Raw genomic sequence first — 16450 nt, forward strand, 5'->3', positions numbered from 1 at the left:
CGGCGGCGACGGCGGCCGAGACCTTGCGCAGGCTCTCCACCGGCGGCAGCAGGGGCGCGCCGGGGCCCGTGCCGGCCGCGACCTTGGCCACGGCCTCCGCGGCCGCGGTCAGCATCGAGTCGGTGACCCGGGAGGCCCGCGCGACCGCGACGCCGAGGCCGATGCCGGGGAACACAAGGGCGTTGTTGGCCTGCGCGATCGTGTAGGTGCGCCCGCCGTACTCGACGGGGGCGAAGGGGCTGCCGGTGGCGATCAGTGCGCGCCCGTCGGTCCAGGCCAGCAGGTCCGAGGGCAGCGCCTCGCACTTCGAGGTCGGGTTGGACAGCGGCATGATCACCGGCCGTGCGCAGTGCGCGGCCATGTCCCGCACCAGCGACTCGGTGAACGCGGCCGGCTGGGCCGAGGTGCCGATCAGCATCGTCGGGTGCACCTCGCGGACGACGTCGGCGAGCTTGGCCACCGTGCCGGCCGGCGCCCACCCGGCGACCTCGGCAGCCGGGCGCGCGTAAGGCACCTGGAAGTCGCGGATGAGCGCGGCCTGGTCGTCGCTGATCAGGCCCTTGCTCCCGATCGCGTAGAACCGCGCAGTGGCCTCGTCCGGCGAGAGCCCTTCGGAGATCATCAGGTCGCGCATCATGTCCGCGATCCCGATGCCGGCGGTGCCGGCGCCGTGGATGACGACGGTGTGGTCGCGCATCCGGGTGCCGGACTCGCGCAGCGCGGCGATGGCCGCGGCGACCACGACCGCAGCGGTGCCCTGCATGTCGTCATTGAAGGTGCAGCACTGGTCGGCGTACTTGCGCAGCACGCGCCGCGCGTTCGAGGCGCCGAGGTCCTCCCAGTGCAGCATCGCGTGCGGGAAGTACTGCCCGGCCGCGGTGACGAAGGCATCCAGCAGGGCGTCGTAGCGCTCGCCGCGGACCCGGGCGTGCCGGTTGCCCAGGTAGAGCTCGTCGTTGAGCAGCTCGAGGTTGTCGGTGCCGACGTCGAGCATCACCGGGACAACCCGGGCCGGGTGGATGCCGGCTGCGGCGGTGTAGACGGCGAGCTTGCCGACCGCGATCTGGGCGCCGCCGACGCCCCAGTCCCCGATGCCGAGGATGCCCTCGCCGTCGGTGGCCACGATCAGGTCGACGTCGTCCGGGTCGAGGTTGAGGTTCGCGAACGCCAGCGGCACCTCGTCGATGAAATCCACCGACAGGTACAGCCCGCGGGGGCGGCGGAACTCGTGGCTGAACCGCTCGATCGCGGTCCCGATCGTCGGGGTGTAGACGATCGGCAGCATCTCCTCGAGGTGATCGGCGAGCACCCGGTGGAAGAGCACCTCGTTGCGGTCGCGCAGGTTCGTGAGGAACACGTGCTTGTCCAGCGGCGTGGGCTGGCGCGCGTACTGGGCGTAGACCCGGCGCACCTGGGTGCTGATATCGATCGTGCGCTGCGGCAGCAGGCCGGTCAGACCCAGGTCGCGGCGCTCGGCGTCGGAGAACGCGGTCCCGCGGTTCAGCAGCGGCAGCTGAAGCACCGCATGCCCACGTACCCGGACGTGCGCGGTCCAGTTGTCCGATCCCGACGTGAGTTCGTACGGCTGTTCCGGCATCTCGAAGATCCTCCCCAGGAGTAGCTTCCATCCTGGCCCACCCGGACGAGTGTTTGACGCCTGGTGTCAGCGGCGCGGCCACCCGAGGTGCTGGACCCGGTCCATGTCCAGCGGGTCGATCGGCGCCACTGTGAAGCAACTCTCACCGCAGCGGTCGGCCCGCAGCCCGTCCAACAGGAGCTCCAGGTAGCGCTGCCACAGGTCCGGGCGGACCTCCCGCGTGGCCTCCCCGATGCCGGCCAGCATCCGCAGCATCATCGGGAAGTCGGTCGGCGCGACATCGGCGCGCAGGTGGCCGTCGGCCTGGGCCCGGCCGAACACCGCGGTGACGATCGGCAGCATCGTCTCCCGCACCGCGGCGCGTCCGCCGCCCCCCGGCCGGCAGATCAGCACCTCGAACAGACCCTGGTCAGCGGTGACCACCGCGCCCATCGTCTCCAGCAGGCGGCGCAGCGCGACCCAGGAATCGGGCTCGTCGAGCACCAGCGCCGCCATCGTCGCCACCCCGGCCAGGCGCTCCTCGAACAGCGCCTCGACCAGGGCGTCCCGGTTGGGGAAGCGCCGGTAGACGGTCCCGATCCCGAGCCCGGCGTGGGCCGCGATGTCGTCCAGCGTCGCCTCCAGCCCGCGGGCGGCGAAAACCTCCGCAGCCGCAGCCAGGATCCGCTCCCGGTTGCGGGCGGCGTCCGAGCGCAACGGCTTCTCCGCAGGGGCGTTCTCAACAGCGGAATCGGGGGACATGTGACGAGCATATCAAATAAGCGGAGGCGGAACCTCCGGTTACGTGCTAACGTCTCAACGGAAGCGGAGGTTACCCCTCCACTTAGAGGCAGCACCTCCACTTAGCTCGGGACGAAAGAAGGCTCCGATGTCAGTTCTCACGCTTCCGCTCCCCGCGGCGAAGCCGGCCACCCCGGCGTCCGCCCTGGATGAGGCGGCCCGCGCCCACGCCCGCCGCTGGCTGGTGCTCGCCGTGCTCGGCGTCGCCCAGCTGATGGTCGTGCTGGACGCCACGATCATGAACGTCGCGCTCCCGTCCGCGCAGACCGCGCTGGGCTTCTCCGACACCGACCGCCAGTGGGTGGTCACGGCCTACGCGCTGGCCTTCGGCAGCCTGCTCCCGCTCGGCGGGCGGCTGTCCGACCTGCTCGGGCGCCGGACCACCTTCCTGGTCGGCCTGGTCGGCTTCGCCGGCGCCTCCGCGCTCGGCGGGGCGGCGCAGAACTTCGAGACCCTGGTGACCGCCCGGGCGCTGCAGGGCGTCTTCGGCGCGCTGCTCGCCCCGGCCGCCCTGAGCCTGCTGACCACGACCTTCACCGACCCCAAGGAGCGGGCCAAGGCGTTCGCGATCTTCGGCGCCCTCGCCGGTACCGGCGGTGCCATCGGCCTGTTGCTCGGGGGTGCCCTGACCACCTACGCCTCGTGGCGCTGGGCGATGTACGTGAACGTGGCCTTCGCCGCGGTCGCCTTCGCCGGCGTCGTCGCGCTGCTGCCGAAGCTCGCCCGCGTCGGCAAGGTGAGCCTGGATCTCCAGGGCACCCTGGCCGTCTCGGCCGGACTGTTCTCCTTGGTCTACGGGTTCTCCCGCGCGGAGACCGACGGCTGGAGCAACGGCGTCACCATCGGGTTCCTCATCGCGTCCGTCCTGCTGCTCGCGGCGTTCGCCGTCCTGCAGACCCGAGTCGCGAACCCGCTCCTCCCGCCTCGGGTCCTGATGGACCGCACCCGCGGCGGCTCCTACCTCGCTGTGCTGTTCACCGGGGCCGGGATGTTCGCGGTGTTCCTCTTCCTCACCTACTACCTGCAGGCGATCCAGGGGTACTCGGCGATCCGCACCGGCGTCGCGTTCCTGCCAATGGTGGCCGCCCTGGTCGTCACCGCCCAGGTCGCAAACCTGGTGCTGCTGCGCCGGGTCGGGGCCCGGGTGCTGGTCACCCTCGGCCTGGCCGTCTCAGCGCTCGGGATGAGCGACTTCACGGTGCTCAGCGTCGACGGCGAGTACGCCACCCAGGTGCTGCCCGGCCTGCTGGTGCTGGGCATGGGCATCGGCCTGGTCTTCGCCCCGGCCATGCAGGCCGCGGTGAGCGGGGTCGAGGCCCGCGACGCGGGTGTCGCCGCAGCCATGGTCAACACCATGCAGCAGGTCGGCGGCTCGGTCGGGCTCGCCCTGCTCGGCACGGTGGCCGCGGACAGCTTCACCTCGCACCTCGGCGACGGTGCCTCGGCCCAGCAGGCGATGGTCGAGTCTTACGTCACGGCCTTCTGGTGGGCCTCCGCGATCTTCGCGGTCGGCGCCGTGGTGGTCGGGTTCCTGCTCAAGTCGGGCAACCTGCCGCAGGCGGCCGAGGGCGCCGAGCCCGTGCTGGCCCACTGACCAAGATCATCTAGCGAGAATCCTTCACGTCGAACGACCAAATGTCGGCGGCCGTCGGGGACCCAGCTGATGGTGGTGCTGGACGCGACGATCATGAACGTCGCGCTGCCCTCGGCGCAGGACGCGTTGGACATCTCCGACGCCGACCGGCAGTGGGTCGTCACCGCCTACGCCCTGGCCTTCGGCAGCCTGCTCCTGCTCGGCGGGCGGATCTCCGACCTGGTCGGTCGACGGGCCTCGTTCATGCTCGGGCTGGTCGGGTTCGCCGCCGCCTCCGCGGTCGGCGGGGCGGCCCAGAACTTCGCGACGTTGGTGTCGGCCCGGGTCGGGCAGGGCGTGTTCGCCGCCCTCCTCGCCCCCGCCGCCCTGAGCCTGCTCACCACCACGTTCACCGACCCGAAGGAACGGGCCAAGGCCTTCGGCGTCTTCGGTGCACTGGCCGGCACCGGCGGCGCCATCGGCCTGATCCTCGGCGGCAGCCTCACCACCTACGCGTCCTGGCGCTGGGCGCTCTACGTGAACATCGTCTTCGCCGCCGTCGCCTTCCTCGGCGCCACCGTGGTGCTGCCGAAGATCCCGCGTGGGGCGCGGCCCAAGCTCGACCTGGCCGGCACGGTCACCGCCTCGGCCGGCCTGTTCGCCCTGGTCTTCGGCTTCGCCCGCGCGGAGACCGACGGCTGGTCGGACAACCTGTGCGTCTACCCGCTCATCGCGTCCGGGGTGCTGCTGGCGGCCTTCGTGGCCCTGCAGCGCACCCTGGCGCGACGCGGGGGCAGTCCCCTGCTGCCGCCCTCGATCGTCAAGGACCGCAACCGGGCCGGGTCCTACCTGGCGATGCTCGTGGTCGGGGCCGGGATGTTCGCGGTCTTCCTGTTTCTGACCTATTACCTGCAGGTCGTGATGGGGTACTCCGCCATCCGCACCGGCTGCGCGTTCCTGCCGATGGTCGCGATGATCGTGACCTTCTCCCAGCTGACGAACCTGGTCCTGCTGCCGCGGATCGGGGCGCGGGTGCTGATCACGCTGGGCATGCTGATCTGTGCGCTGGCGATGAGCGACTGGACCACCATCGACGCCCGCGGCGACTACGCGACCGAGGTGCTGCCCGGCTTCCTTGTCATGGGCATCGGGCTGGGTCTGGTCTTCTCCCCCGCGATCCAGGGCGCGGTCTCCGGCGTCGATCGTCGCGACGCCGGCGTCGCCTCGGCGATGGTGAACACCATGCAGCAGGTCGGCGGCTCGATCGGGATCGCGCTGCTCAGCACGATCGCGGCCACCGCGGCCGAGGACCGGCTGGGGGGCCGGACCCCGACCCCGGCACTGATGGCCGACGCCGCGGCCCACTCCTACGTGGTGGCGTTCTGGTGGGCCTGCGGGTTCCTCATCGGCGGTGCGGTGCTGGTCGGGCTGCTGCTGCGGCCCGGTGTGCCGGCCTCCGTCGCCCACGGGGCCGGCGCACCGGACAAGACGCCGACGCCCTCTAGCTCGCGATAAGCAGTTCGCTCACCGGACGACGCTCACGCGGCGCCCGCTCCCGCTCGAAGAACGGCTCGGGCAGGTCGGCGGCCGGGTCGAGCCGGCCGACGGCCACCGCCGCGATCGGCTTGAGCTCGGCCGCGAGCCCGAACCGCTCGCTCACCCCGGCGGCGTCGAAGCCGCCCATCTGGTGCACGGCGAGGCCGAGCTCCTCGGCCTGAACCGAGAGGTGGGCGACGGCCTGGCCGGTGTCGTAGACGGCCCACGGCGCGGTGGGGGCCTCGGTGGTGTCGGCCACCGCAACCATCAACAGCGACGCCCGCGGCGCCCAGGCCTGGTTGCCCGGCATCAGCAGCTCGACGATCGCGTCGAAGGTGGCCGCGCCGCGGCGCCCCACGAGGAAGCGCCAGGGCTGGGCGTTCGCCGCCGACGGCGCCCACCGGGCGGCCTCCAGCAGGGCAGTCAGCTCGGCGTCGGTCAGCTCGTAGGAGGCGTCGAAGCCCCGCGGGCTCCAGCGGCCGGCGAGCAGCGGGTGCAGCCGCACCGCGCTGTCGGCACGACGATCGGGAAGCGTGAACACCGGTGTTGCGGACATGGGTCTCCCCTAGAAATGACGGATGGTCAGCGGGTTCGCGGCGGGGGATGTCATCCCTCTCGACACCGAGAACCCAGACAAATCGGACAATTCGCGGTCGTGGGGGATGACATCCCCCACGACGCGGTCAGCTCGCGAGCGTGGCGTGCATCTCCCAGACCAGGACCTCGGCGGGCTCGGTGCCGGCGGTGACCCGCTGGCCGCCGGTGGCGGTGAAGCGCACCGCGTCCCCGGTCGCCAGCACCCCGGCGCCCTCCAGCTCCACCGAGCCGCGAGGCACGAACAGATGCAGGTACGGAGCCTCGGGCAGCGTCACGCTCTGCCCCGGCACGAGCCGGGCCACGTGCAGCGCCGCGCAGGAGTTGTTGATCCGGATGGCGGACGCGCCGGCGTGCTGCGGCATCCCGGAGGCGACCGGTACCAGGCCCCCGGCGAGCAGCTCGCCGTCGATCTCGAGCTGCTCGTAGCCGGGGGTGATGCCGTTCTCGTCCGGCACGACCCACATCTGCACGAAGTGCACGGGGTCCTCGTGCTTCTCGCCGCCGAGGCGCCAGGAGTCGTTCTTCTCCGAGTGCTTGATCCCGCGGCCGGCGCTCATCCGCTGGGCCAGCCCGGGGTAGATGACCCCGGAGTGCCCGGTGGAGTCCTGATGGACCAGCGACCCGTCCAGCACCCAGGTGACGATCTCCATGTCCCGGTGCGGGTGGGTGTCGAACCCGGTGCCCGCGCTGACGATGTCGTCGTTGTTCACCAGCAACAGCCCGTGGTGGACGTTGCTCGGGTCCCAGTGCGACCCGAAGGAGAAGGAGTGCTTGGAGTCCAGCCAGCCGATGTCCGTCGCCGCACGGTCCGTGGCGCGACGGATGTCGACCGAGGTCTGCAGAGTGGTCATCGAAGGATCCTCTCGCTGGTGGCTGTACCGATCTGGGACGACTAGTTGCGACGGTGTCAGTTCCGAATGGCGGAGATGTCGAACTCGAGGGTGATCTTCTCCGAGACGAGCACCCCGCCGGCCTCGAGCGCCGCGTTGAAGTTGACGCCCCAGTCCTTGCGGTTGATGACGGCCTTGCCCTCGAAGCCGGCGCGCTGGTTGCCCCACGGGTCGGCGGCCAGGCCGGTGAACTCGAAATCGACGGCGATGGACTTGGTGATGCCCTTGATCGTCAGGTCGCCGGTGAGGCGGTGGTTGTCCTCGCCCAGGGCCTCGGCCTTGGTGGAGACGAACCGGATCTCCGGGTAGGTGGCGGCGTCGAAGAAGTCGTTGGTGCGCAGGTGCTCGTCGCGCTGGCCGTTGCCGGTGTCGACGCTGGCGACCTGGATGGTCACGTCGGCGTGCGAGCGGCTGGGGTCCTCGGCGTCCAGCACCGCGGTGCCGGCGAAGTCGGTGAACGACCCACGGACCTTGGTCACCATCGCGTGCCGGGCGACGAAGCCGAGGCGGGAGTGGGTGGTGTCGAGGGTGTAGCTGCCGGTCAGGGCCGGGTTGGTGGTGGAGACGGTGGCGGTCATGGCAAGCTCCTGCGCTGATCGGTGGTTGATACATCATCTACTGTAGGAGTAAGTCGATGATGTGTCAACTACATCCGTGCAAGAATGATTCCGTGACGCCCCCCACCACTGATCAGGCCACCAACGAGGCCACCGATCAGGCCGCCAATCAGGCCGCCGGGCCGGCCACCCAGCCGACGGCCGAGGACGAGGCCTGGCTCACCGACAGGGAGCAGCTGGCCTGGCGGGGCCTGCTCGCGATGTGGACCCGGCTCAACGCCCAGCTCGCCCGCGAGATGGCCGCCGAATCCGACCTGTCGATGGCCGACTTCTCGGTCCTGGTCGCGCTCACGGACACCTGCGCGGGCAAGACCCGGGCCTTCTCCCTCGCCGACGCGTTGCAGTGGGAGAAGAGCCGGCTCTCCCACCAGCTGGCGCGAATGGAAAAGCGCGGTCTGATCGAGCGGACCGAGTGCTCGGAGGACGGCCGCGGTCAGTTGATCGGGGTGACGGACGCCGGGCGGGCCGCGATCGAGGCCGCCGCGCCGGCTCACGTCGCCGCGGTTCGCCGGCTCTTCCTCGACGCGCTGAGCGGGGAGCAGATCGACAGCCTGGCCGAGATCGCCCGCGTCGCACTGGCCCGGATCGACGGCACGACCGTCATCCCGGGGCTGAAAGAGATCTGTACAGAGGCTGCGGCGACCTTCGGATCCGATGAAGTGGACGACGCCCGCGTATAGGGTCGGGTTTCGTGATTTTCAAGCGCGTCGGTGAGGGCCGTCCCTACCCCGAGCACGAGACGTCCCAGCGGGCCTGGTCGGTCGTCCCGCCCCGTGCCGTGCGGCTCGATCAGCTGATCACCACCAAGAGCCAGCTCGACCTGGCCACGCTGCTCTCCGAGGATTCGACGTTCTACGGCGACCTGTTCGCCCACGTCGTCGACTGGCGCGGCGAGCTGTACCTGGAGGACGGGCTGCACCGGGCCGTTCGCGCGGCCCTGCGCCAGCGCACCGTGGTGCACGCCCGCATCCTCGAAATCGGCGACGAGTGACCATCTGACCGTGCCCAAGGCCTGGATGGCCGGGGTTCACCTTCGCGGGCGCAGCCGTTCGGGTGATCTCGATTTCGCGACTGAGCGCCCCGGGGGCGACCCTTCGCCTAGCCTGAGCACTACAGCTTGGAGATCATCTTCGGGACGCAGGTCAGGGGAGTGCCGTGAACGTGTTCCGACCGCCGGGGAGCAGCACACTCCCGCGCTTCCGGCCGGTCAACACGCGCAAGCGGGCGCGGAATGTCGCCATCGTGCTGGCGGCCTGCGTCGCCCTCGGCGGCGCCGCCTGGCAGTTCGGCGTGAACTCCGAGGACGACTTCAGCACCGAGTGCGAGCGCGACGAGTACGTCGCCCCGGTTCCGGACCCGACCGTGGTCAACGTCTACAACGGCACCGGGATCATCGGCCTCGGCGCGACCGTGGCCGAAGATCTGCGCGCCCGCGGGTTCCTCATCGGCAGGATCGAGAACGACCCGCTGCGCCGCAAGATCCGCGGCACCGGTGAGCTGCGCGCCGGAATCTCCGGGGCCCACAACGTCGAGGCGCTGCGGTCGTGGCAGGCCGGCATGTCGGTCGTCGATGACGGCCGGCGCGGCCCGGAGGTCGACTTCGTGCTCGGCGCGAAATTCGACACGCTGAACGACAAGGCGGCCCCGCCGCCCGGGACCCCGCAGACGGCCTGCAAGCCCAACACGGCCGCAGGCTAGAGAAGCTCACTCCCAGTTCACCCCCGCGGCCCAACGCCGGGGGAACGTCGGCTGCGCGCCTGTGCCTGCCGTGAGTTCCTTAACGGCGAAGCCCCGGTGACACCGTCACTCGGACGGGTCCCGGGGCTTCGGCCGTTCGGCTGAATTGTGTTGCCGACCTGGTCACCGCCGATGGGCGGTTCCGCTAGGTCTGCAGCGTGTGGAATCCGGGGAGGGACCGGAGACCGACGCCGCGGCGCAGGTGTTAGCTCAGTTCTCGAGGCGGCTGGACTGCTGGGGAATGGTCCCCTGCAGGAGCTGACGAACCTCGGACTCGCGGTAACGACGGTGCCCGCCGAGGGTGCGGATCGAGGTGAGCTTGCCGGCCTTGGCCCAACGCGTGACGGTCTTGGGGTCAACGCGGAACATGGTCGCCACCTCTGCAGGGGTGAGCAGGGCCTCGGTCTCCGGGGTACGTGCGTTCATGGCGGGCTCCTCCTAGTCGAGCGGCCTTGGTGCCGTCTCGTATAACGATGGTGCCCTAGGGGCCGGATGTCCGTAATGGTCCTCTCGGATCATTTTGGACTCTCCGACCGGCCCCGGGGCGGGTCAACCGAACGGACGATGCCTTTCCGATCGTTGGCACCCTTCGGGCAGCCCCATCCGGTAGGACCCGGCCTGCGCTTCGTTGTGCCTGATCAGAGATTACCTTTGGTATGTCGCAGGTCAACAAGCATGGCCGGAGTGGGTGGCACCGCCAACGAATGGTCAATTAATTGTTTTGGCCCCAGAGGCCCTGACAAGTACGCACGAGCACGCTCAGCGAGGACGAAAACGGACTGCTTTTCGCGGCCCTGCAGCGAAACGGATTCACCACTCCGGCCGTACCCTGAACGGCGCAAAGGCAGTTGAAAGGAAGGGGTTCGCCCCGTGACCGAGGCCCTTAAAGCGGGACTGTTCGGCGAGCTGGGAGCTGCGGACACCCGCCACGAACAGGTGGTTTTCTGCCAGGACCCGGACAGCGGGCTGGCCGCGATCATCGCGATCTACTCCACCGCGCTGGGCCCGGCGCTTGGCGGCACCCGGTTCTACCCGTACCCGAGCACCGAGGCCGCCCTGGCGGACGCGCTGAGGCTGTCCCGGGCCATGGCCTACAAGAACGCGCTCGTGGGCCTGGACCACGGCGGCGGTAAGGCCGTGATCATCGGCGACCCCACCCGGGACAAGTCCGAGGCGCTGCTGCGCGCCTACGGACGGTTCGTGCAGTCCCTGGGTGGGCGGTACGTGACCGCGTGCGACGTGGGGACGTTCCCCCCGGACATGGACCTGGTGGCCCGGGAGTGCGCCTTCGCCACCGGCCGCTCGCCCGAGCACGGCGGCGCCGGCGACTCCTCGATCCTGACTGCCTGGGGCGTCTACCAGGGCATGCGCGCCTCGGCCGAGCACGCCTGGGGCGGGCCTTCGCTGGCCGGGCGCCGGGTCGGCATCGCCGGCGTCGGCAAGGTCGGCAGGCACCTCGTGGAGCACCTCTCGGCCGAGGGAGCGGACATCCTGGTCACCGACGTCTCCGGGCACGCGCTGGCGCTCGTGCAGGCGGCCCATCCCGACGTGCGGGTGGTGGCGGACACCGAGATGCTGATCCGGTCCGACCTGGACATCTACGCGCCCTGCGCCCTGGGCGGCGCCCTGGACGACGACACCGTGCCCGCGCTGACCGCCCGGATCGTCTGCGGCGGGGCGAACAACCAGCTAGCCCACCCCGGGGTCGAGAAGGTCCTGCAGGACCGCGGGGTGCTCTACGCCCCGGACTACCTGGTCAACGCGGGCGGAGTGATCCAGGTCGCCGACGAGCTGGAGGGCTTCAGCTTCGAGCGGGCCAAGGCGCGTGCGAGCGGCATTTTCGAGACCACCAAGCGGGTGTTTGCGCTCGCCGAGGCCGAAGGCGTGCCTCCGGCGGTGGCCGCCGACCGGCTGGCCGAGGCGCGGATGTCGCAGGTCGGACGCCTGCGCGGAATCCTGCTGCCCGGCACCTGAGGAGGGCGCGTGTCACCGGGCCGCGCAACCAGGTAAAGTTTGCCGCAGTTGACGCGCCACACGGGGCACTGCCCCTGCACAAAGGGGGTCGAGCCATGGGGCGCGGCCGAGCGAAGGCCAAGCAGACCAAGGTCGCCCGCGAGCTGAAGTACAGCAGCGGCGGGACGGATCTTGATCGGCTGCGGGCCGAACTCGTCTCCGGCGAGACCAATGGGTCCGCCAGCGAGCCGGACGAGGTCGAGGACGACGAGGACGACCCGTACGCGCATTACGCCGCTGACGGCGACCCCGACGACGCGGACGACGTCCAGCGCTGAGCGGCGCTGAGCGGCGCTGGGCGGCGCTGGGCGGCGCTGGACGGCGCTGGGCGGCGCGGCGTCTGCCGAAAGTGCACTTCTACAGGCGGAAACCGCTTCTTTCGCCTGCACAACTGCGCTTTCGGCGGCACAACTGCGCTTTCGGCGGCTCAGGTGTGCGTTCGGCGGCTCAGGTGTGCGAGCCCCGAAGCGCGGCCCGGCCGGTGCCAGGCGTGATCTCGCCCAGCACCCAGGACGGCAGCCCGCGCGCGTCCAGGCGTGCCAGCACCGCCTCGGCGACCTCCGGGGCCACCACGGCAACCATCCCGACGCCCATGTTCAGAGTGCGCTCCAGTTCCAACTGGGCCACTCCCCCTAGCTCGCCGAGGAGCGTGAACACCGCGCCCGGCGTCCAGGTGGACCGGTCCAGGACGGCGTCGACGTTCTCGGGCAGCACCCGCTCCAGGTTCGCGGCGAGCCCACCGCCGGTGACGTGGCACAGCGCGTGCACGTCCAGCTTCGGGCCGGCCTCCGAGCGGCGCAGCAGGTCCAGGCAGTCGAGGGAGTAGATCCGGGTCGGCTCCAGCAGCTCCTCACCGAGGGTGCGGCCGAACTCGGGGACCTGACGGTGCACGTCCCAGCCGGCGGTGGCGAAGAAGACGTGCCGGGCCAGGGAGTAGCCGTTGGAGTGCAGGCCGGACGACGGCATCGCGATCACCACGTCGCCGACCCGGACGCGCTGGGCGCCGATCAGGTCCGGCTCGTCGACCACCCCGGTGCCGGCACCGGCGATGTCGTACTCCTCGGGTCCGAGCAGACCCGGGTGCTCGGCGGTCTCGCCGCCGACCAGCGCGCAGCCGGCCAGTCGGCAGCCGGTGGCGATGCCGGACACGATCGCCGCGATCCGCTCCGGCACGACCTTGCCGCAGGCGATGTAGTCGGTCATGAACAGCGGCTCGGCGCCGCAGACGACCAGGTCGTCCATCACCATCGCGACCAGGTCGATGCCGACGGTGTCGTGGACATCCATCCGCTGCGCGACCGCGACCTTGGTGCCGACCCCGTCGGTGGCGGTGGCCAGCAGCGGCGAGGTCATGCTCTTGAGCGCGTCCGCGCGGAACAGCCCGGCGAATCCGCCCAGGCCGCCGACCACCTCGGGCCGCCCGGCGCGCGCCACGGAGGCCTTCATCAATTCGACGGCCTTGTCGCCGGCCTCGATGTCGACGCCGGCCGCGGCGTAGGTGGCGTTCTCGGGCTCGCTCACGGGTTCGAGATCGTGGTGATCTCGTGGGTGGGGGTCTGGATCACCGGGCCGGATTCCAGCACGTGCTTGCCGAGCAGCTCGGGGTCGGGCAGGTCGATCGGGTACTGGCCGGTGAAGCAGGCCGAGCAGAGCTTCTCCTGCGGGATCGTGGTCGCGCGGTAGAGCCCGTCCAGCGAGATGTAGGCCAGGGAGTCCGCGCCGACGGACGCGCAGATCTCGTCCACCGACAAGCCGTTGGCGATCAGCTCGGCGCGAGTGGCGAAGTCGATGCCGTAGAAGCACGGCCACTTCACCGGCGGGCTGGAGATCCGGATGTGCACCTCGCGGGCACCGGCCTCACGCAGCATGCGGACCAGCGCGCGCTGGGTGTTGCCGCGCACGATCGAGTCGTCGACTACGACCAGCTTCTTGCCCTCGATCACCTCGCGCAGCGGGTTGAGCTTGAGCCGGATGCCGAGCTGACGGATGGTCTGCGACGGCTGGATGAAGGTGCGCCCGACGTAGGCGTTCTTCACCAGCCCCTGCCCGAACGGGATGCCGCTCTCCTGGGCGAAGCCGATCGCGGCCGGGGTGCCGGACTCCGGGGTGGCGATCACCAGGTCGGCCTCGACCGGAGCCTCGCGGGCCAGCTGGCGGCCCATCTCGAGGCGGGCGGCGTTGACGTTGCGACCCGCGATCTCGGTGTCCGGGCGGGCCAGGTAGACGTACTCGAAGACGCAGCCCTTGGGCTCGGCCTCGGCGAAGCGCTGGCTACGCAGGCCGGCTTCGTCGATCGCGATCAGCTCACCGGGCTCGATCTCGCGGACCCGGGCCGCGCCGACGATGTCCAGCGCCGCGCTCTCCGACGCCACCACCCAGCCGCGGTCGAGCCGGCCGAGCACCAGCGGGCGGATCCCCTGCGGGTCACGCGCCGCGTAGAGCGTGGACTCGTCCATGAAAACGAAGGAGAACGCGCCCTTGAGCTGCGGCAGCAGGTCCATCGCCGCGGCTTCCAGCGAACGGCTCGGGTGCGAGGCCAGCAGCTCGGTGACCAGGTCGGTGTCGGTGGAGGCGGCCTGTCCGCCCTGGCGCCGGACCCGCTCGCGGTCGAGGTTGCACTGGTTCGCGACCAGCTCGGCGAGGTCACCGGTGTTGGTGAGGTTGCCGTTGTGCGCGACCGCGGCCGACCCGGTGGGCGTCGAACGGAACGTCGGCTGGGCGTTCTCCCACACCGAGGATCCGGTCGTGGAGTACCGGGTGTGGCCGATCGCGAGGTGGCCGATCAGGGAGTTGAGCGTGGACTCGTCGAAGACCTGGGGCACCAGCCCCATGTCCTTGTAGACCACCACGTTGCGCCCGTTGCTGACCGCGATGCCGGCTGATTCCTGGCCGCGGTGCTGCAGGGCGTACAGGCCGAAGTAGGTGAGCTTCGCCACCTCTTCGCCGGGGGCCCAGACTCCGAAGACCCCGCAGGAATCCTGCGGGCCCTTCTCGCCGGGCAGAAGGTCGTGCGAGAGCTGTCCATCGCCTCGGGGCACGGGCCCGATTCTACGTGGCCCTGGGGACTGCTGCGGACGCCGGGCCGTCACGCCTTGGTAAGGCCCAACCCCTTTCGGCCCCCCTGTCGCAGGGAGTTTGCTTGGCGTCACGGAACGAGGCCCAATCCCCCCAGAGGAGCACGCCATGTCGTTCATCCAGATCATCGACAGCCGCACCACGAAGTTCGAGGAAATGTCCGCGCTGGACGAGCAGTACGAGAAGGACACCGCGGGCCGGGGCACCTACCGGCGTTCGATCACCTGCCGGGACCGCAACGACCCCGACCGCTACCTCGTGATGGTGTTCTTCGACTCCTACGAGGACGCGATGCGCAACTCCGAGCTACCGGAGACGCAGGCGCTGGCGGAGAAGATGGGCGCGCTCGTGGACGGACCACCCAGCTTCATCGACCTCGACATCCTCGAGGACAAGGCTTTCTGAGGGTTCGTCAGCCCTGGAGCAGGTCGCGTGCGGCCGCCACCACACGCGGCCAGGCCGCCGAGCCGGGCGTGACCAGCGAGAAGTGTTCCTCCCAGTCGAGCACGCGCAGCTCGGCCGGATCCCCGGCCTCCAGGGCGGCGGCCACGTAGGCGGCAGCGCAGTCGACCGGCACCTGCTCGTCGAGTCCGCCGTGCACGCAGATCGCGCGCAGCCCGGTGGGCAGCAGCCGGGCCGGGTCGGCGAGGACGTACCGGCCCTCCGGGTCGCGCTCGGGTGGAACACCGACGAACGCCTCCACGGCGCCGTCGCCGAGACCGGCGGCCACGGCCCAGCCCAGGTCGGCGACGCCGGCCAGGCTGATCACGCCGCGCAGGGGCGGCGGGGTGCTGCGGTGCCCGGGAGCGCCCTCCGGCAGCCGATGCCTGCTCGCGGCCCACAGGGCCAGGTGCCCGCCGGCGGAGTGGCCCATCAGGATCACCCGGCCGGGGTCGACCAGGTCCCCGAGCAGGTCGGGCACAGCGTCCAGGCCGGTGGCGAGGTCGGTGAAGGTCTGCGGCCAGCCGCCGCCCCCGCCGACTCTTCGGTACTCCAGGGCCGCGACCACGTAGCCCTCGGCGGCCAGCGCGGCGCACTGCGGTGCGGTGTGGCCGCGGTCGTACTGGTGACGCCAGAACCCACCGTGGATGACGACGACCAGCGGCAATCCGGTGCCGTCGGCCGGCGAGAGCACCTCGGCGAGCTGATCGGAGTGCTTGCCGTAGCGGACCTGGCCGTGCCGCAGACCGGCCGGCGCGGCGGCGCGACGAAACTCCGGGTGCATGCCGCGGAGCCTGCCACGGCCCGGCCCGGCGGCGCGGCGCGCAGCTACCGGGTGTACCGGGTTGACTGCCCAACGCGACGGCGGTCAGCCTGCAACCATGCACAGGTCCTTGCTCGCCGTCGGTACCGGTGCCCTTGCTCTCGGGAATGTTTTCGCCTCGATGAGCGGACCCGCGGGCGCGGCCGGAACCGCCTCCGAGGCGGACGGGGCGATCAAGCTGTGCGTCACCGGCGGAGGCCCGCTGAGCGTCTTCGCCGACGGGCCGGAGCTCCGGACGGCGACGCTGACGAACAAGTGCAAGGCGTTCGAGGTGAAGCCCGGCCAGTACTACGTCGGGATCCAGGGCTACGCGGTCCCGGACAACTGCTCGCTGAACGGCGCGACGGTCAAGCGCGGCAAGTACGTCTACCGGGCGCCCGAAGTGCTGTTCACGCACGTCGTACCGACCAAGCTCACCAAGGTGACCTTCGCCCTCGACTGCTCGCTGCCCAACAAGTAGCTACAGCAGGTCGGAGATGTCCGCGCGGTCGCCGCTGGCGCTGACCGCGCCGGAGTCCACGGCCTCGGCCCAGGTCAGGCGTCGGGTGAGCAGCGAGAGCCAGGTCGCCGCGTCGGTCTCGACCACGTTGGGTGGCGTCCCGCGCCGGTGCCGGATGCCTTCCAGACACTGCACCGCACCGATCGGCGGGATCCGGACCTCGACGGCGTGACCGGGGTACTTCTCGGCCAACTCGGCCAGGGTGTGCCGGACCGCGGTCGCCACCACCTCGCGGGAGGCCGCCGCCGGGTCGGCGTCCCAGGCCGCGAGGG

The 16450-nt window shown here is 70.8% G+C and carries 19 protein-coding genes; 9 read left to right on the forward strand and 10 right to left on the reverse strand.

Annotation, left to right across the window (positions count from 1 at the left end; genetic code table 11):
- Together H0X00_RS11185 and H0X00_RS11190 are read right to left on the reverse strand one after the other, a co-directional pair.
- Positions 1 to 1597, reverse strand: a 1597-nt coding sequence (locus tag H0X00_RS11185) for an NAD-dependent malic enzyme (protein ID WP_293769969.1), incomplete at its 3' end; no start/stop codon positions are given.
- Between the two features lie 66 nt (positions 1598 to 1663).
- Positions 1664 to 2338, reverse strand: coding sequence for a TetR/AcrR family transcriptional regulator (locus H0X00_RS11190; RefSeq protein WP_293769971.1), 675 nt, complete (start codon positions 2336 to 2338; stop codon positions 1664 to 1666).
- A gap of 127 nt (positions 2339 to 2465) precedes the next feature.
- On the opposite strand from H0X00_RS11190, the gene H0X00_RS11195 reads away from it, so the two are divergent.
- Both H0X00_RS11195 and H0X00_RS11200 read left to right on the forward strand, forming a co-directional pair.
- The gene (locus H0X00_RS11195; RefSeq protein WP_293769972.1) at positions 2466 to 3971 is read left to right on the forward strand and encodes an MFS transporter; all 1506 of its coding nucleotides are present in this window, start codon (positions 2466 to 2468) and stop codon (positions 3969 to 3971) included.
- Between the two features lie 69 nt (positions 3972 to 4040).
- Positions 4041 to 5465, forward strand: a complete 1425-nt coding sequence (locus H0X00_RS11200) for an MFS transporter (RefSeq protein WP_293769974.1) — start codon at positions 4041 to 4043, stop codon at positions 5463 to 5465.
- Here the strand turns inward: H0X00_RS11200 and H0X00_RS11205 are convergent.
- The 3 genes from H0X00_RS11205 to H0X00_RS11215 all read right to left on the reverse strand — a co-directional run bounded on the left by H0X00_RS11205 (position 5452) and on the right by H0X00_RS11215 (position 7551).
- Complete coding sequence (locus H0X00_RS11205) at positions 5452 to 6042, reverse strand: nitroreductase family protein (RefSeq protein WP_293769976.1); 591 nt, start codon at positions 6040 to 6042, stop codon at positions 5452 to 5454. The genes H0X00_RS11200 and H0X00_RS11205 overlap by 14 nt on opposite strands.
- Before the next feature lie 127 nt (positions 6043 to 6169).
- Positions 6170 to 6934 (reverse strand): pirin-like bicupin family protein, encoded by a 765-nt coding sequence (locus H0X00_RS11210; protein ID WP_293769978.1) that lies wholly within the window; start codon positions 6932 to 6934, stop codon positions 6170 to 6172.
- Between the two features lie 56 nt (positions 6935 to 6990).
- Positions 6991 to 7551, reverse strand: a complete 561-nt coding sequence (locus H0X00_RS11215; protein ID WP_293769980.1) for a YceI family protein — start codon at positions 7549 to 7551, stop codon at positions 6991 to 6993.
- 92 nt (positions 7552 to 7643) lie between these two features.
- Between H0X00_RS11215 and H0X00_RS11220 the strand changes: the two genes are divergently transcribed.
- From H0X00_RS11220 to H0X00_RS11230, 3 genes are all read left to right on the forward strand, one after another.
- A complete protein-coding gene (locus tag H0X00_RS11220; protein WP_293769981.1) occupies positions 7644 to 8270 on the forward strand; it encodes a MarR family winged helix-turn-helix transcriptional regulator in 627 nt (208 codons plus the stop codon).
- Between the two features lie 11 nt (positions 8271 to 8281).
- Positions 8282 to 8581, forward strand: a complete 300-nt coding sequence (locus tag H0X00_RS11225) for a type II toxin-antitoxin system VapB family antitoxin (RefSeq protein ID WP_293769983.1) — start codon at positions 8282 to 8284, stop codon at positions 8579 to 8581.
- A gap of 164 nt (positions 8582 to 8745) precedes the next feature.
- Positions 8746 to 9288, forward strand: coding sequence for a LytR C-terminal domain-containing protein (locus tag H0X00_RS11230; RefSeq protein WP_293769984.1), 543 nt, complete (start codon positions 8746 to 8748; stop codon positions 9286 to 9288).
- Positions 9289 to 9537: 249 nt separating this feature from the next.
- Here the strand turns inward: H0X00_RS11230 and bldC are convergent, their stop codons facing one another.
- A complete protein-coding gene (gene bldC, locus H0X00_RS11235; protein WP_293769986.1) occupies positions 9538 to 9753 on the reverse strand; it encodes a developmental transcriptional regulator BldC in 216 nt (71 codons plus the stop codon).
- Positions 9754 to 10221: 468 nt separating this feature from the next.
- Between bldC and H0X00_RS11240 the strand changes: the two genes are divergently transcribed.
- Both H0X00_RS11240 and H0X00_RS11245 read left to right on the forward strand, forming a co-directional pair.
- On the forward strand, positions 10222 to 11301 hold the full coding sequence (locus tag H0X00_RS11240) for a Glu/Leu/Phe/Val dehydrogenase (protein WP_367186555.1): 1080 nt from the start codon (positions 10222 to 10224) through the stop codon (positions 11299 to 11301).
- 95 nt (positions 11302 to 11396) lie between these two features.
- The gene (locus H0X00_RS11245; protein ID WP_293769990.1) at positions 11397 to 11618 is read left to right on the forward strand and encodes a DUF3073 domain-containing protein; all 222 of its coding nucleotides are present in this window, start codon (positions 11397 to 11399) and stop codon (positions 11616 to 11618) included.
- A gap of 169 nt (positions 11619 to 11787) precedes the next feature.
- Here the strand turns inward: H0X00_RS11245 and purM are convergent, their stop codons facing one another.
- Both purM and purF read right to left on the reverse strand, forming a co-directional pair.
- Positions 11788 to 12861: a phosphoribosylformylglycinamidine cyclo-ligase gene (gene purM / locus H0X00_RS11250; protein ID WP_293769991.1), complete on the reverse strand. Its 1074-nt coding sequence runs from the start codon at positions 12859 to 12861 to the stop codon at positions 11788 to 11790.
- Positions 12858 to 14378, reverse strand: coding sequence for an amidophosphoribosyltransferase (gene purF / locus H0X00_RS11255; RefSeq protein WP_293769992.1), 1521 nt, complete (start codon positions 14376 to 14378; stop codon positions 12858 to 12860). Before purF ends, purM begins: the two co-directional genes overlap by 4 nt.
- A 145-nt stretch (positions 14379 to 14523) precedes the next feature.
- Here purF and H0X00_RS11260 point away from each other — a divergent pair, with 145 nt between their 5' ends.
- Positions 14524 to 14820 carry a hypothetical protein gene (locus H0X00_RS11260; RefSeq protein WP_293769993.1) on the forward strand — a complete coding sequence of 99 codons (297 nt, stop codon included), beginning with the start codon at positions 14524 to 14526 and terminating at the stop codon, positions 14818 to 14820.
- Positions 14821 to 14827: 7 nt separating this feature from the next.
- Here the strand turns inward: H0X00_RS11260 and H0X00_RS11265 are convergent, their stop codons facing one another.
- Complete coding sequence (locus tag H0X00_RS11265) at positions 14828 to 15640, reverse strand: alpha/beta hydrolase (protein WP_293769994.1); 813 nt, start codon at positions 15638 to 15640, stop codon at positions 14828 to 14830.
- Positions 15641 to 15737: 97 nt separating this feature from the next.
- Between H0X00_RS11265 and H0X00_RS11270 the strand changes: the two genes are divergently transcribed.
- The gene (locus H0X00_RS11270; RefSeq protein WP_293769995.1) at positions 15738 to 16139 is read left to right on the forward strand and encodes a hypothetical protein; all 402 of its coding nucleotides are present in this window, start codon (positions 15738 to 15740) and stop codon (positions 16137 to 16139) included.
- Here H0X00_RS11270 and H0X00_RS11275 read toward each other — a convergent pair.
- Positions 16140 to 16450: sterol carrier family protein (locus H0X00_RS11275; protein WP_293769996.1), on the reverse strand; the 311-nt coding region annotated here is incomplete at its 5' end.

Source organism: Sporichthya sp. (genome assembly GCF_013815995.1).
Taxonomy (GTDB): domain Bacteria; phylum Actinomycetota; class Actinomycetes; order Sporichthyales; family Sporichthyaceae; genus Sporichthya.

Bases quoted from the DNA above. Each gene is read 5' to 3' on its own strand.
- H0X00_RS11190 (WP_293769971.1), bottom strand. From the start codon at position 2,338: ATGTCCCCCGATTCCGCTGTTGAGAACGCCCCTGCGGAGAAGCCGTTG.
- H0X00_RS11195 (WP_293769972.1), top strand. From the start codon at position 2,466: ATGTCAGTTCTCACGCTTCCGCTCCCCGCGGCGAAGCCGGCCACCCCG.
- H0X00_RS11200 (WP_293769974.1), top strand. From the start codon at position 4,041: ATGGTGGTGCTGGACGCGACGATCATGAACGTCGCGCTGCCCTCGGCG.
- H0X00_RS11205 (WP_293769976.1), bottom strand. From the start codon at position 6,042: ATGTCCGCAACACCGGTGTTCACGCTTCCCGATCGTCGTGCCGACAGC.
- H0X00_RS11210 (WP_293769978.1), bottom strand. From the start codon at position 6,934: ATGACCACTCTGCAGACCTCGGTCGACATCCGTCGCGCCACGGACCGT.
- H0X00_RS11215 (WP_293769980.1), bottom strand. From the start codon at position 7,551: ATGACCGCCACCGTCTCCACCACCAACCCGGCCCTGACCGGCAGCTAC.
- bldC (WP_293769986.1), bottom strand. From the start codon at position 9,753: ATGAACGCACGTACCCCGGAGACCGAGGCCCTGCTCACCCCTGCAGAG.
- H0X00_RS11245 (WP_293769990.1), top strand. From the start codon at position 11,397: ATGGGGCGCGGCCGAGCGAAGGCCAAGCAGACCAAGGTCGCCCGCGAG.
- H0X00_RS11260 (WP_293769993.1), top strand. From the start codon at position 14,524: ATGTCGTTCATCCAGATCATCGACAGCCGCACCACGAAGTTCGAGGAA.
- H0X00_RS11265 (WP_293769994.1), bottom strand. From the start codon at position 15,640: ATGCACCCGGAGTTTCGTCGCGCCGCCGCGCCGGCCGGTCTGCGGCAC.
- H0X00_RS11270 (WP_293769995.1), top strand. From the start codon at position 15,738: ATGCACAGGTCCTTGCTCGCCGTCGGTACCGGTGCCCTTGCTCTCGGG.